This is a genomic window from Stenotrophomonas sp. YJH_SMC_58 (assembly GCF_059369635.1).
On sequence record NZ_JCAFSW010000004.1, the window covers coordinates 1 to 14,731 of the forward strand.

General features: G+C 68.1%; 13 protein-coding genes. 1 reads left to right on the forward strand and 12 read right to left on the reverse strand.

Annotated features, from left to right (window positions below):
* Nucleotides 1-176 precede the first annotated feature (176 nt).
* The 9 genes from rnfB to AC5P68_RS06600 form a co-directional block, all read right to left on the reverse strand.
* Entirely contained in the window at nt 177-590 is a 414-nt protein-coding gene (rnfB, locus tag AC5P68_RS06560) for an Rnf electron transport complex subunit RnfB (protein WP_049454082.1), read from the reverse strand.
* Nucleotides 591-614: 24 nt separating this feature from the next.
* Complete coding sequence (locus AC5P68_RS06565) at nt 615-1,205, reverse strand: HAD family hydrolase (RefSeq protein WP_005414141.1); 591 nt, start codon at nt 1,203-1,205, stop codon at nt 615-617.
* Nucleotides 1,206-1,283: 78 nt separating this feature from the next.
* Nucleotides 1,284-3,356 carry a methionine--tRNA ligase gene (gene metG, locus AC5P68_RS06570; RefSeq protein WP_164135213.1) on the reverse strand — a complete coding sequence of 691 codons (2,073 nt, stop codon included), beginning with the start codon at nt 3,354-3,356 and terminating at the stop codon, nt 1,284-1,286.
* A gap of 101 nt (nt 3,357-3,457) precedes the next feature.
* Entirely contained in the window at nt 3,458-3,901 is a 444-nt protein-coding gene (locus tag AC5P68_RS06575; protein WP_005410552.1) for a DUF2147 domain-containing protein, read from the reverse strand.
* A 541-nt stretch (nt 3,902-4,442) separates the two neighbouring features.
* The gene (gene gloA2 / locus AC5P68_RS06580; RefSeq protein ID WP_005414138.1) at nt 4,443-4,847 is read right to left on the reverse strand and encodes an SMU1112c/YaeR family gloxylase I-like metalloprotein; all 405 of its coding nucleotides are present in this window, start codon (nt 4,845-4,847) and stop codon (nt 4,443-4,445) included.
* A complete protein-coding gene (locus AC5P68_RS06585; protein ID WP_231522379.1) occupies nt 4,844-5,914 on the reverse strand; it encodes a serine hydrolase domain-containing protein in 1,071 nt (356 codons plus the stop codon). The genes gloA2 and AC5P68_RS06585 overlap by 4 nt, the downstream gene beginning before the upstream one ends.
* A gap of 16 nt (nt 5,915-5,930) precedes the next feature.
* Nucleotides 5,931-7,871: a DUF885 domain-containing protein gene (locus tag AC5P68_RS06590; protein ID WP_049403489.1), complete on the reverse strand. Its 1,941-nt coding sequence runs from the start codon at nt 7,869-7,871 to the stop codon at nt 5,931-5,933.
* Between the two features lie 95 nt (nt 7,872-7,966).
* A complete protein-coding gene (locus AC5P68_RS06595; RefSeq protein WP_012480937.1) occupies nt 7,967-8,752 on the reverse strand; it encodes a queuosine precursor transporter in 786 nt (261 codons plus the stop codon).
* Nucleotides 8,749-9,444 (reverse strand): DUF502 domain-containing protein, encoded by a 696-nt coding sequence (locus AC5P68_RS06600; RefSeq protein WP_005414135.1) that lies wholly within the window; start codon nt 9,442-9,444, stop codon nt 8,749-8,751. Before AC5P68_RS06600 ends, AC5P68_RS06595 begins: the two co-directional genes overlap by 4 nt.
* A gap of 76 nt (nt 9,445-9,520) precedes the next feature.
* Between AC5P68_RS06600 and AC5P68_RS06605 the strand changes: the two genes are divergently transcribed.
* The gene (locus AC5P68_RS06605; protein WP_049403488.1) at nt 9,521-10,837 is read left to right on the forward strand and encodes a hypothetical protein; all 1,317 of its coding nucleotides are present in this window, start codon (nt 9,521-9,523) and stop codon (nt 10,835-10,837) included.
* A 7-nt stretch (nt 10,838-10,844) separates the two neighbouring features.
* Here AC5P68_RS06605 and AC5P68_RS06610 read toward each other — a convergent pair whose 3' ends face one another.
* The 3 genes from AC5P68_RS06610 to AC5P68_RS06620 form a co-directional block, all read right to left on the reverse strand.
* The gene (locus AC5P68_RS06610) at nt 10,845-11,297 is read right to left on the reverse strand and encodes a DUF4442 domain-containing protein (RefSeq protein WP_049453107.1); all 453 of its coding nucleotides are present in this window, start codon (nt 11,295-11,297) and stop codon (nt 10,845-10,847) included.
* Nucleotides 11,298-11,371: 74 nt separating this feature from the next.
* On the reverse strand, nt 11,372-12,997 hold the full coding sequence (locus AC5P68_RS06615) for a CHASE2 domain-containing protein (RefSeq protein ID WP_033835328.1): 1,626 nt from the start codon (nt 12,995-12,997) through the stop codon (nt 11,372-11,374).
* Nucleotides 12,994-14,661: a FecR family protein gene (locus AC5P68_RS06620; RefSeq protein ID WP_231522378.1), complete on the reverse strand. Its 1,668-nt coding sequence runs from the start codon at nt 14,659-14,661 to the stop codon at nt 12,994-12,996. The genes AC5P68_RS06615 and AC5P68_RS06620 overlap by 4 nt, the downstream gene beginning before the upstream one ends.
* Nucleotides 14,662-14,731: the final 70 nt, after the last annotated feature.

The following is a 14,731-nucleotide window of genomic DNA, read 5'->3' on the forward strand; positions in this document are numbered from 1 at the left end:
ACTAAACGGCGTCAAACGGGCATTTTTATGGTGGTTCATCCGGGCTCTTTGGGGACTGGATAGGTGTGGTAACCACCATTTTCCAAAGATGCCCCGGATGAACAACCTACCGAGAGATCACAACTAACAGTCGACTCTACCCCGCCGCTCCGCCGCTCCGCCGGTTGGTCCGGTGGCTATGCCGGCACCAGCTCGATGCAGTCCACCGGGCACGGCGGGATGCACAGCTCGCAGCCGGTGCACAGATCGGCGATCACCGTGTGCATGTACTTGGCGCCGCCGACGATGGCGTCCACCGGGCAGGCCTGGATGCACTTGGTGCAGCCGATGCAGTCGGCTTCCACGATCAACGCCACCTGCGGCGCCTTGTGCTCGCCGCGCGAACGATCAAAAGGAATCGCCGGTACGCGCAGAACCTGGGCCAGCGCGCGTGCACCGGCATCGCCACCGGGTGGGCAGCGGTCGATGCCTGCCTCGCCGCGCGCCATCGCCTGCGCGTACGGTCGGCAACCGTCGTAGCCGCATTGCCCGCATTGGGTCTGCGGCAGCAGGCGGTCGAGGCGTTCGGTCAGGGGCGGGATCAGGCTCATGCGTGGCGAAGGCTGCGCGTCGGGTTACTTCAGGGGTTTGCCGCGGAACCAGCGCTCGTGGGCCAGCGCCAGCATCGGCTTGTCTTCGGAACTGTCACCGTAGGCATGGATGCGCACGTAACGCGACAGATCGAACTGGCGACGGATGTGCTCGACCTTGCGCGGGCCACAGTCGCCACCGGCGTAACGGCCGGTCAGGCGTCCGTCCTGACATTCCAGCCGGTTGCAGATCAACTGCAGGCCCAGCTGCTCGCACCACGGCCGCAGGTACAGGTCCAGCGAGCCGGACACGATCACCACGGTGTGCTGCTGTTCCTTGTGCCAGCGGATCTGCTCCAGCATTTCCGGGCGCACCACGTCGGGCAGGAACTCACGCGAGAAGCCGGCGGCCAGGGTGGCGATGTCGTCACTGTGGCGGTCGCTGAAGGTCAGGCGGGTGACGCGCGCGCGGATGCGTTCGGCCGAGATCAGCTTCAGCTTGTACGCGAGCAGCCACGGGCCGACCTTCCACCACGCCTGCGCCAGCTGTTCGGCGGTGGCCACGCGGCGCAGGAAACGGCCATAGGTATCGCAGGTGGTCACGGTGTGGTCGAAGTCGAACAGCGCCAGTTCCATTCCGTTGCCTCCCATCGCGTTGCCTCCGCTGGCCAATGCTGCCGGCGGGCGCGGCCGAGGCCACGCCCGCTACGGGCATCAGCGGACCGGCATGCCCGGCTGCGCGCCGCTGTCGGCGTCCAGCAACGCCAGCGCACCGCCGTCGAAACCGGCCGACAGGATCATGCCTTCGCTCAGGCCGAAGCGCATCTTGCGCGGGGCCAGGTTGGCGATGAACACCACGCTGCGGCCGACCAGCTTCTCCGGCTCGCCGTAGCTGCCACGGATACCGGAGAAGATCTGGCGCTTGCCCAGTTCACCTGCATCCAGCTCGAAGCGCAGCAGCTTGTCCGATCCTTCCACGAACTCGCAGACCAGCACCTTGCCGATGCGCAGGTCGAGCTTGGCGAAATCGTCGATGCCGATGTAGGCCGGCGCGTCGGCGCTCTTTGCTTCGTCCTTGGCCGGGGCCGGGGCCGGGGCGGCCGGCTTGGCGGCGGGGGCAGCGGCAGCCGCCGGCTGCAGGGTGTCCTTGGAGGCGTCGATCATGGCGTCAATCTTCTTCGGGTCGATACGGGTGAACAGCGGGGTGTAGTCGGTGATGCGGTGGCCCAGCAGCGGCTGTGCCAGTTCGGTCCAGTCGTTCACCGGCGCGGCCAGGAAGGCTTCGGCCTGCGCGGCGGTGGCCGGCAGCACCGGCTTTAGGGCGGTGACCAGTACGCGGAACAGGTTCAGGCCCTGGCTGCACACGGCCTGCAGCTGCGCGTCGGCGCCTTCCTGCTTGGCGATGACCCACGGCTTGACGTCGTCGATGTAGCGGTTGGCTTCGTCGGCCAGGGCCATGGTCAGGCGGATCGCCGCGGCCGGGTCGTTGCGCTCGTAGGCTTCACGGATCGGCGCCAGGCCGTCGACGAAGCGCTGGTACTGCGCCGCATCGGGCAGCTGCGCGGCCAGCTGGCCGTCGAAACGCTTGCTGATGAAGCCGGCGCAGCGGCTGGCCAGGTTGACGAACTTGCCGACCAGGTCGGCGTTGACGCGGGCGATGAAGTCACCCAGGTTCAGGTCGAGATCGTCGACGCCACCGCCGGACTTGGCGGCGTAGTAGTAGCGCAGCGCTTCCGGTTCCAGGCCGGCATCGAGGAAGGTACGCGCCATCACGAAGGTGCCGCGCGACTTGCTCATCTTGGCGCCGTCCACGGTCAGGTAGCCGTTGACGTGCAGGCGGGTCGGCGCGCGGTGACCAGTGCCGTGCAGCACCGCCGGCCAGAACAGGCCGTGGAAGTTGACGATGTCCTTGCCGATGAAGTGGTGCAGCTCGGTGCTGGTACCGGCGCGCAGGTGCGCTTCGAAGTCCTCGCCGATCCTGCCGCACAGGGTCTGGAAGCTGGACAGGTAGCCGATCGGCGCGTCCAGCCAGACATAGAAGTACTTGCCCGGCTGGCCGGGAATCTGGAAGCCGAAGTACGGCGCATCGCGCGAGATGTCCCACGCGCGCAGGCCACCTTCGGCATTGAGCCACTCACCCAGCTTGGCCTTCACGCCCGGCAGGGCGACGTCGCCGGCCAGCCATTCGCGCAGGAACGCGTCGAAGTGACCCACCTCGAAGAAGAAGTGCTCCGAATCGCGCATTTCCGGCGTGGCACCGGAGATGACCGAACGCGGTTCCTTCAGGTCGGTCGGCGCATAGGTAGCGCCGCACACTTCGCAGTTGTCGCCGTACTGGTCGGGGCTGCCGCAGTTCGGGCAGATGCCCTTGACGTAGCGGTCGGGCAGGAACATGCCCTTGGCCGGGTCGTAGAACTGCGCCACCGAACGGCGGCTGATGTGGCCGGCCGCTTCCAGCTTCAGGTAGAACTGCTCGGTCAGCGCCTTGTTGGCTGCCGAATTGGTCGAGTCGTAGTGGTCGAAGGCCACGCCGAAGGCGGCGAAGTCACGTTCGTGGCTGGCCTGGATGTTGGCGATGAAGGTTTCCGGGGTGACCCCGGCCTTTTCCGCGGCCAGCATGATCGGCGTGCCATGGGTATCGTCGGCGCAGACAAACCAGGCCTTGCCGCCACTCATTCGCCGCGCACGCACCCAGATGTCGGCCTGGATGTAGCCGACCAGGTGGCCCAGGTGCAGCGGGCCGTTGGCGTAGGGCAGGGCGGTGGTGACGAGCGCGGTACGGGTCATGGTCGCGGGGTGAAGCCGAGGGGAACCGCAGAGTATCGCATGCCCGCAACGAGGTGACCCGGCCGGGGCCGGGTCACGGGGATGAAGCGGGGCCGTGGCGCTTATTCGCGCTGCCAGGTCTGCGCGCGGCAGATGAAGGCGATGCAGCCGGACACGTCCAGCCTGGTGCCGCCGGGCTGCAGTTCCATCTTCGACTTGTAGGTCTTGCCATTGGCCGGATCGAGGATGGTGCCACCGGACCACTTGTTGGCGCCGTCGGCCTTCAGGTTCCAGAGGATGGTCATGCCCTTCACCGGCTTGTTCCTGTTGGCGCCTTCACAGCCGTCACAGACCGGGTTGGGGCCCTTGTCCGAGTGCAGGATGTCGACCACCTTGCCGGTCAGGGTGCCGTTGGCGGCCTGGGTGATCTCGACGATCGACTTCACCTTGCCGGTCTTGTCGTCGATGGTCTTCCAGCGGCCGGCGGCGCCGTCGGCGGCCTGCGCCGAGAGCGCGGCCAGGCACAGCGGCAGTGCCAGCAGCAGGGTCTTGAAGGTCTTGCGCATGGTCCCCTCCCAGGGTTCATTCCGGCACGATGCCGGTACGGGTCGACTGTATACCCATTCGGCGGGGTATGGGGAAGGGGGGGGCTTTGCAGGGCTGCGCCCTGCACCTGCGGTAGTGCCGGCCGCTGGCCGGCAACCTCAAAAGCAAAGACGGCTATCCGTGGGATGGCGGGGTGGGTCCGGTTGCGGGGGGCGCTGCAAGTCCCCCTCCGGGGCCCGGCCCAGCCGCTGGCGGCTGTGCGTTCGGGCGCTTGCGAAGCAGTGCTTCGCAAGCAAAGCGCCCTCACCCATGTAAGCTCGGTCGCCGCTTGCTCGTGGGCGCAGTCCTGCGCACACGGCAAGACCGGGGTTGGGCGTCCTGCCCAACCCGCCCGAGGCATGCCTCGGGCCCATGCGGCTCACGCCCCCGCCACCGGACCCACCCCGCCTTCGACAGGTCTCCGCGATCTGTTGGAATGCCACGGCCTGCTCTTGGTGGGTGTCGACCTTGGTCGACACGTAGATCCATGCCATGCATGGATGAATCACGATTGAAAAACGCTCAACCGACTTCGTACAGCTCCAGCGGCAGGTCGTCGGGGTCGGCGAAGAAGGTGAAGCGTCGGCCGGTGTATTCGTCCACGCGGATCGGTTCGCAGGCGACACCATGCGCGGCCAGGCGCTGGATGAAGGGTTCCAGTGCAGCGACCCGGAACGCGAGGTGGCGCAGACCCTGGGCCTCCGGGCGGCTGGGACGGGGCGGCGGCGAGGGGAAGGAGAACAGTTCCAGCTGGCCGCCGTCGGGCAGGGCCAGATCGAGCTTCCAGGAATCGCGTGCGGCGCGGTGGTTCTCGGCCAGCACGCGCAGGCCGAGGATGCGCACGTAGAAGTCCTTCGAGCGGGCGTAGTCGCTGCAGATCAGTGCGGCGTGGTGGATGCCCAGCAGGGCGTCGGAACCGGGGGTCATTGCAGGGTGTCCAGCCAGCGCTGGGCGATCTTCTGCGCCAGCGGATAGGGTTCGGGGTCGTTGCGGTTGGTCAGCACGATCACGGTCAGGTGCTTCTCCGGGTGGCGCACGATCACGTTGCGGAAGCCGATGCTCTCGCCGCTGTGCCATTGCACCGGGCCGTTCAGGCGCCAGCCGAAGCCGTAGTGCGGCACATCCGGTTCGGGCGTCGGTGTGGCGGGGCTGAACATCGCCCGGCGCGAAGCCTTCGACAGCAGGCGGTCGTCGTACAGCGCCGCATCCCAGCGGGCCAGGTCGTCCAGCGAGGAGTAGATCCCGCCGTCTCCCAGTACAGCGCTGGTAGTGCTCTGGTCGGTGCGCTGCCAGCGGCCATCGATCCTGCTGTAGCCATAGGCGCGTGTGGCGACCGTGTCCACGCCGTCCTGGTGGGCCACGGTATGCGCCATGCCCAGCGGGCGGAAGATGCGTTGTTGCAGGAAGGCGGCGAAATCCTGGCCGGATGCGCGGCCCACGATCAGTGCCAGCAGTGCATAGCCGCTGTTGCTGTAGCGGTACTGCGTGCCCGGCGCGAAGTTCAGCCGGTCCTGGCGCGACAGCAGGGCCAGCACATCGGCATCGTGTACCTGCCGCGTGTCTGCCGGGTCCATCAGGTCTTCGTAGTCGAGCAGGCCGCTGGTATGCGAGAGCAGGTGGCGGAGGGTGATGCCCGCTGCAGCCGGTGGCAGCTCGGGCAGCCACTGCCGGGCCGGCTGGTCCAGCCCGAGCCGGCCGTCTTCCACCAGCAGCAGCACCGCCGCGGCGGTGAACTGCTTGCTGACCGAGGCCAGCCGGAAGTTGCTGGCGGCTGTGACCGGGGTGCCGTCTTCGACCACCGCAAGGCCGTAGCCACGGCGGAACACCGGCTGCCCGTCATGCAGCACCAGCACTGCGGCGCCGGGCACCTGGCCATCGTAGGCCTGCATCAGGCCGTCGATACCGGCATCCAGTGGGGTCAGCACCGGTGCGGCGGCGCCCGCCAGAGGCAGCAGGCCCAGCACGGCGGCGAACAGGGCGACGGCAGGGCGCATGGTGGCTCCGGAAGCGTCAGGGCGAAAGTGTGGGCGCAGCGCTGGCCGGCTGTGCCATCCAGCGCTCCATCTTGCGGTCCAGCACGTCCAGAGGCATCGAGCCGTCTTTCAGCAGTTCTGCATGGAAGCGGCGCAGATCGAAGGCTGCGCCCTGGCGTGCCTTGGCCTTGTCGCGCAGGGCAACGATGGTCGTCATGCCGGCGACGTTCGACAGTGCCTGGCCGGGCTGGGCCATGATCCGCTCGACTTCGGCGTTGGCGTCATCGCTGCTCATGTCCACCGTCTTCTGCAGGTAGGCCACGGCCTGCTGCTTGCTCCAGCCCTGTGCATTGACGCCGGTGTCGGCGACCACGCGCGCGGCGCGCAGCAGGCGCGAGTACAGGTAGCCGATGCGGTCGTAGGGATCGGTGTAGGCGCCGAGATCTTCGCCCAGCGTTTCGGCGTACAGGCCCCAGCCTTCGACGAAGGCGAGATCGCCACCGAGGCGGCGGAAGCGTGGCAGCTTGGCCAGCTCCTGCTGCAGGCCCAGTTGCACGTGATGGCCGGGAATCGCTTCATGCAGGTACTGCACCGGCACGCTCCAGCGCTTGCGGCTGGGCAGGTCGCGGGTGTTGATGTACAGCACGCCGGGCTGCCCGGGCGGCGACGGCTGGTAGGCGGCAGCGGCGGCGGTCAGCGCCCGTTCCGGTTCCACTGCGCGTACCTCCAGCGCGGACTTCGGCAGCGTATCGAGCACCTGCGGCAGGCGCGCGTTGACCTGCTGCTGCACCTGGCGGTAGCGGCTGATCAGTGCATTGGCATCGCTGTACTGGAACTGGCGATCGTTGCGCATGCTGCGCAGCAGCTTTGCCGGCGTGCCACGCAGCTTGGCGTCCTTCATCACCGTGGCGATCTGTGCCTGCAGTTCCTGCACGCGTTGCTCGCCCAGCGCGTGCAGCTGCGCGGCGGTCTGGTCGCTGGCGGTGGTCTGCACGATCAGGTTGGCGTACCAGGCCTGGCCGTCGGGCAGCGCGCCCATGCCGCTGCTGGCGCGCGTGGCCGGCAGGTACTCGGTGGCGATGAAGCCGCGCAGGGCGCGGTAGGCGGGCATGATGCGCAGTTCGATCATGCGCTTGTACTCGGCACTGATGCGCGCCTTGTCTTCGGCCGCAATCGTGTTCGGCATGGTGCGGATCGGCGACCAGAAGATGCTCTCTTCAGCGGTCGGCTTGATCACTGCATCCAGCTGCGGCAGCACCTTCTCCATCAGGTCGCGCGGCTGCACCACGCCGGCCTTCATGCCCTGGCGCATGTTGTCGATGGCCTGGTCGAACAGTTCGGGAATGCCGAGCGAGCGGCGCGACCAGGTGTCATAGTCCTGCACGGTGTTGAACGGCTGCGCGCCCGCGCCGGAGCCGAGGATCGCCATGATGCTGCCGATGTTGTAGTACTGGCTGATCGGCATCATCCAGCTCGGGTAGCGCTCGGCAGCCAGCGAGGCGCGCGCGTCACGTACGAAGATCTCGTAACTGAGCAGGTCCTGGCCCTGCAGGCCATCGCTGCCGAGTTTTTCGACCTTGCCCAGCCACTGCGTGGTGAAGTCGTGCGACTGCTGGCGCCAGGCGGCGGACAGGATGTTGGGTAGCTGGTCGTTGTAGCGCGGTTCGCCCTGGAACGTGGCCTGCAGCGGGTTCAACCGCATCGAGGCATCCCAGTACTCGTCGTACAGCCGTTCCAGCTGCACCTGCTTGGGCACGGCACGGGCCGGTGCGACCGGACGCGGCGCAGCGCGGCGCGCCGAACTGCCACGGGCCGGTGCGGTGGCACGGGCGGGCCTGGCCTTGGGCTTGGCGGCCTGGCGGGTCTGCGCAGCGGCAGGGCGGCTGGCCTTCTTCTTCGCTGCTTCGGCCGACGGCACGGCACTGAACAGGAACAACGCGGCAATGGCAGCGGCCAGGACGCGGGGGGAATACGGCATCAAGAAGCTTCCGTGGAACACAGATCGTGGAGCTTGCACGATCCGCGCGCGTACGGCCAGCGTGAAGACGCAGTCAGCTTGGCGGCGCTGGGGCTTCAGTCAGCCGCAGCGGCGGCGCGCAGTGCCGCCGCGCGATCGGCGCCCAGATAGCGGGTGATGGCACGCCGCATCAGGTACAGCAACGGAATCAGGGCGACCGCAAAGCCCATCTTGTACACGTAGTTGACGCTGGCGACCGCAAGGAACAGCGAGGTCGGCCAGTGTTGCGGGCCCAGCACGAAGGCGATCCAGATCACCACGAAGCTGTCCACCACCTGCGAGATCGCGGTCGATCCGGTCGCACGCAGCCACACGTGGCGTTCGCCGGTGGCCTGGCGGATGCGGTGGAACACCGCCACGTCGATCAGCTGGCCGAGCAGGAAGGCCACCAGCGAACCGGCAATGGTCCACATGCCCTGGCCGAACACGGCTGCGAACGCGGCCTGGTAGTCGGGCACACCGTGGCCATCCATCGACGTGACCCACCAGCTGGCCGGCGCCAGCGAAATGGCCGCGAAGGCGAACAGGAAGCCGTAGCCGATCAGCACCACCGCCAGCCACGAGATGAAGCGCACGCCGCGCTTGCCGAAAAACTCGTTGATGGTGTCGGTCATGATGAACACCACCGGCCACAGCAGGGTACCGGCGGTGAAGCTGAGCGAGCCGGTCTGGCCGAACAGGTTCCAGTTCAGCGGGGCGATGCCCAGGGTGTCTTCCAGCGCGAAGATCTTCACCCCGATCAGCTCGGCCAGCACCGCATTGCCGCAGAAGAACGCGGCCAGCACGATGAACAGCAGGACCGCGCGGTCCTGCAGCGGGCGCTCGATCGGCGCCGGGGTCATTCGGTGCGTTCGCCGGTGCGTTCGCCGGCGCGGGTGAACGGCACGCTGGACGGTGCGACGGCGCCGCCGGAAATGATGAAGCTCATGGCCTGGTCGACGGTCCAGTCAGTCGGGGTCAGCAGTTCCACCGGCACGATTTCCAGGTAGCCCGAGGTCGGGTTCGGCGTGGTCGGTACATACACCGCGGCCAGCTCACGGTCGGTGCCGTGTTCCTTGATCACGCGGGTGACCAGTCCGACCGATTTCATGTCGCGGTGCGGGAAGTCGATCAGCACCACGCGCTGGGTGCTGCCCGGTTCGGTCTGCAGCATGTCCAGCAGCTTCTTTGCGCTGTCGTAGATGATGCTGGCCAGCGGAATGCGCTTGATGACCGCGCCCACCCAGCGCAGCAGGCGCTGGCCGAGCACGCGGCGGCTGGCCACGCCCACCGCCAGGATCACCAGCAGGGTGGCCAGCAGGGCGATGGTGTCCTGGATCCATTCGGCGCGGACCCAGCCGAGGTAGTGCGGGAAGCTTGTCGCGATCTGCTCGGACAGCGGTACCACCAGCGGGCTGGAAATGCCCGACAGCAATACGAACACGAACTTGACCACGACCCAGGTCAGCCAGATCGGCAGCAGGGTCAGCAGGCCGGTCAGGAACAGGCGCTGCAGGGAGGGGCGGGGGACCAAGGCGGGGGCTTCGAGCGACATGTGCGCATTGTAGCGGTCACTGCCGGTCGATTACGCTGGTGGATCGACTGCGGCAACGAGCCATGGAAGGGAAGCTGTGTTGAAGATTCTGCGCGGACTGGGCTGGACCCTGGCGGGCCTGCTGCTGTTGACCATCGTGGTGTGGTGCGCCTCACGCATGTGGCCGGTGCCGGAATCGCGGTTGCAGGCGCAGAAACGGCTGGAAGCGCGGCTGCCGGCGAGCGGGCGCAACGGTTATGCCCTGTTGTGGACGCTGCCGTTCGACGATCTGGATGCCCGCCAGCGCGAGCAGGCGTTGGCCGAGGACGTGCGCCGTTGGGAGGCCGACCTGCGGGGCAGCAGCGGCGGCCAGACACACCTGGTGGCCAACCATGCCGAGCTGCGCTCGCGGCCCGGTGCCAGTTGCGGGCCGGCCGCCCGCGGCTGCCTCGCCCAGGTCCGCGCGGACCCGCAACGCTTCGTGGAGGCCCATGCCGGGCACCAGCAGTTGCACGCGCGGCTGGATCAGCTCGCCGAAGCAGACTACTTCGTATCGCCGTTCCAGCCGAAGGGCGAGGGCATCCTGGTGCCGATGCCGACCTACGGGCTGGTGGTCGATGCCACCAGCGCACGCGCGCTGGCGTTCGTACAGGGTGACATCGACGGTGCCCTGCGCGGCAGCTGCCGGGGAGTGCAGCTGGGCCGGCGGCTGGTGCCCGGTGGCAGCTATCTGGTCGAAAGCATCATCGGCGCCAGCCTGGTGCAGGCCAACGCGCAGCTGCTGGCCGACATGCTGGTCGAACTGCCTGCCGATCGCCCGCTGCCGGCCGAATGCGAACAGGCCATGCAGCCGATGCGGGCCGACGAGCAGAGCCTGTGCCGTGCGATGCAGGGCGAGTATGCGATGAACCGGGTGGCGATCGAGACCTCGGCGCGGGAATTCGGCGGCGCGCTGGTACTGGACCGCAGCAGCACCCTGGCCCGTGCGGCCGGCAATCTCGGTTGGGCCTGTGGCGCGACGGCGACCGCTGCGCTGGAGGCGGACCGTCCGTTGCCGGTGCCGGCGCCGCCGCAGCGTGACTTTGGTTGCCTGTCGAACGTCATGGGTTGCCTGTTGACCGACATTGCGGGTCCGGTCTATCCGGCCTATTCGTCGCGCACCCAGGACGCTGCGGCGATGCTGCGCCTACTGGGTGCACAGCGCTGGCTGCGGCAGCAGCCGGGGGATCCGGTGGATGCCCTGCAGCGGTTGCCGGCGCAGTTCGCCTCGCCGGTGCGGGTGCCGCGCTTGTCGGCGGATGGCCGCCATCTACAGGTGCCGCGGCGCTCTCCAGCGCGCAGCGCTGATGAGAACCCGTGGCTGTCGGTACCGCTGCAGGCGGAGCCAGCTTCGACTGCATTGGCGCGCGATTGAGGCGCGCTCAGCGTGCGTGTGGCTTCAACCGCAGGTACACCTGCTTGCGGACCTGTGCGACCACCTCGCCGCTTTCATCGATCACGTCGTTGCTGAACCAGCGCAGCACCTTCTCGCCACTGGCCGCTTCGGCGCGCAGTTCATCCAGCAGCGCGTCGTCGATGCGGAACGACGTCCGCACGATGCCACGGCCCGGCTTGAGGAAGTCGATGGTGCCGGCGCGGTCCCACACGTAGTAGTCGCGGCCGAGGGTGTGCAGCAGGCCGAGCATCCAGAATGGATCGGTCATCGCGAACAGGCTGCCGCCGAAGTGGGTGCCGACGTAGTTGCGGTTCCATGGCCGCAGGCGCAGCTCGACATCGATCTGCCGGTAGTCGGGGGTGATGCGGGTGACGTGGATGCCGGTGAACAGGAAGGGCGGCCAGAGGTTGATGCCGAAGCGGAACAGACAGGCGTTCATGCGGATCCGGGGGCGCTGGGCGAGGTGTCCAGTCTAACCATTCGCATGCGTATGTTGCACCCTGGTGGTGCCGGTCACGCGCCGCCGTCGATCACATACCCGTCGCGCCCGTTGGCTTTGGCCTGGTACAGCGCGGTGTCGGCCCCTTCGACGAAATGATGCGGATGCAGCCCGCCTTCCGGTACCCGGGTGAACACGCCGATGGTAAGCGTCACCCGGTCGTCGCTGCCGTCACCGTGTACCGGCAATGCACGTACGCAGTCGATCAGGTCCTGGATGACAAGCCGCGCGCCTTCGGCCGGGGTATCGGGCAGTACCAGTGCGAATTCATCGCCACCGTAACGCGCGGCCATGTCGCGCGGCCGCCGCGCATGCGCGCCGATCAACCGGGCGACGTCCCGCAGCACGCGGTCGCCGACCTGGTGGCCATGGCGGTCGTTGTGGCGCTTGAAGTGGTCGACGTCGATCAGCGCCAGGCTCAGTGGCTTGCCGTTGCGTCGTGCGGCGTCGCATTCCTGCTGCAACGCCTGTTCGAAACGCAGGCGATTGCCAAGGCCGGTCAGTGCGTCGCGGTTGGCCTGCCGGTGCCAGGCCGAAATCCGCCAGATCGCCCAGGCCAGCAGGACCAGCAGGACGCCCAGCAGGGCGGTGGCTGGCGCCCACCAGAGGTTGATGGTGCGCAACAGCAACCAGCTCAGCAGAGGGGCAAGCGGCAGCGAACTCAGCGCCGCCAGCCACGGCAGGCGCAGGCCGAGCAGGATCACGCACAGCGCCACCAGCACCGCGCTGATGGTGTGCTGCCAGAAGCGGGGCAGCACCTCGATCTGCTTGTGCTGCAGCAGCATCGAGGCGATGTTGGCCTGGTACTCGCTGCCGCTCATCCAGAACTCGCGGGTGGTCGGGGTCAGCAGGCGCGGTGCGATGCCGCTGGCGGTCATGCCGACGATGATGCGGCGGCCATGCAGCATCGCCATGTCCACGTGGCCATCGAGTACGTCTGCGTAGGAAACCTGCGGCAACTGCTCGGGAGGTCCGGCATAGCGCACCCGCACGTAGTCGTTGCGCCGCCATTGATAAGGCGAGCCCACCTCGGGATCAGGGTCGGGCAGTCCGCGCACCGCGCCCGCGGGCAGGCCGGTCAGGGCCAGCCCGAGCGCCGGCCAATGCGCCTTGCCGATGCCCGCATGCAGGTAGATGCCGCGGGCGACGCCGTCGCTGTCCACCTCAACGTCGGTGTGGCCGATGGCGGCGGCACTGGCCGCGATCTGCGGAACCGGCAGCATTTCCTCGGCCATGCGATCACCGGCTGCCGGTGCGGCCAGCACCGGCAGCACCACCCGGCCATTGCGACGGATGGCCGCGGCCAGCGCCTCGTCCTGGCGGCTGTCGCGGCGGTCCGGCTCGGACAGCATCAGATCCAGCGCGACCCGTTCGGCACCGGCATCGGTCAGGCGATCCAGCAACCGGGCGTGGACCGAGCGCGGCCACGGCCATTGGCCGATGCGTTGCAGGCTGCCTTCGTCGATGGCCACGATCAGCACGCTAGGGTCGGGTCGATAGTCCCAGTTGCCGACCATCGCGTCGTAGGTGGCCTCGTCCTGCCGCCACAGCCATTGGCCCTGGCTGGCGACGAGGGTCAGTATCCCGGCCAGCATGGCCAGCAGGATCCGCTTCGACCACGGCAGCGGCGAGCGCCTCACAACAGCAGCCACAGCAGCAGGGCACCGCCGCCGGTGCCATAGCAGAGGCGACACGGCAGGGCGATCTTCTGGGCAGGCGAGAACTCGCCGGCATGGCCGTCATCGTCGATGTACTGCACGCGCACATGCAGGGTGCCGCGCCACGGACGCTTGAAGCTGACCTGCGGTTCGGCCACGGTTTCGTCGACCAGGGGTGCCTTGAAGTCGCCGCGGCGGTCGACCTGCACGCGATAGCGCTGGCCTTCGCTGCCGGCCTGCCAACGCAGGGTCAGTTCACCGTGCGCGGCCTCGGGCGGTTGCAGGGCAGGATCCACCGGCTCGTTGCTCAGCTGCAGTGGCAGGGCCTGGCCATAGCGCCCCTGGTGCCCATCGGCACTGCGGGAGGCGATCCGCCAGAAGTAGTGACCCGGCGGCAATGGCTGCGTCAGGCGCAGGTCGGTGCCGGTGCTGGTCTGTTCCTGCAGTGGCTGTACGAAGGTGGAATCAGCCGCGATCTGCAGCACGCTGCTGCGCGCACCGGGGGCCTGGCTCCAGCGGAACCGCGGGCGGTCGCTGTTGATTGTCTGTCCATGCAGCGGGGCCAGGGTCAGCGGCGGTGGGGGCTGGTCGCTGAGTTCGAAGTCGGCACTGGCGTCGATGCCTTCCACACCCTGCGCATCGACCGCGCGCAGCAGGATGCGCAGCTGGCCCGGCGGCAGATCGCCGATGGCCAGGCGGGTATCGGGGGTGGTGGCAGCGAACAGCAGGATCTCCGGCGTGGCTGCCTCTACCACTTCAACGCGGTAATGCGCGGCGCCGGTGACCGGAGTCCATGCGAGCAGCGTCGGCAACGGGGCCAGGCGCAGTTCATCGTTGCGCAGCTGCGGTGCCGGCAGCAGTTCGGAGACTGCGTCCGGTGCCGCGTCTGCGCTGGCGCTGCGGGTGGCCTGTCCGGGCTGGACCATGCGCTGGCCATGGGCGTTGCCGACCTGCACCTTGCCCTGCAGGACCTCGGTGGCCGCGGCATCACGACCGTCGCCGGCACTGACCCGGAAGACGGTGCCGCGCACGCTGCTGGTGGCGGTGGGCGCATCGATGATGTAACGCGATGCCGGGCCGCGCGCGGGCGTCACCCGATTGCTGGCGCGGCCTTGCTGCAGGCGCAGGCGGGTGTCGACCATGCCGGTGTGGCCGTAGCGGCTGAGCTGGTCCAGGCGCAGGCGCGAGTACTCACGCAGCTGCAGGCGCGACGCATCGGCAAATTCCAGCGTGACGCTGGATTCGCCCTCGGTCTGTACGGTGTCTCCGATATGCAGCTGCTCGCCGGCCTGGATGGCGCGGCTGGCGCTGCCGTCTCCACTGGACAGTTCGACCTTGCCGCGGACCGAGAGCACCCGCGCCGGTGCCGGTTCGATGCGCAGCCAGCTGATGGGGAAACGCAGCAGCTGGCCGGGCGGCAGCCGGTAGGGGTTGTCGATTCGGTTGTGCTGCTGGAGCTGTTGCCAGCGCACCGAGGGTTTCAGATACACGCCACCCAGATCCCACAGGGTGTCGCCGGGGCGGACCCGGTAGTTCCAGTCCTGCGCGGCGGCGATGGCCGGCAGCAGAAGCAGGGCACAGAGCAGGGCACAGAGCAGGGCGCCCTGGAAGCGCATGGCAAATAACAGCGAGCGGACGAAGGTCACAGTTTTGCAATCCCGGCAATGCGGGGGTGCAGCTGCAAGACCCCATGGCCCCGACCTCATCCCCCCGAAC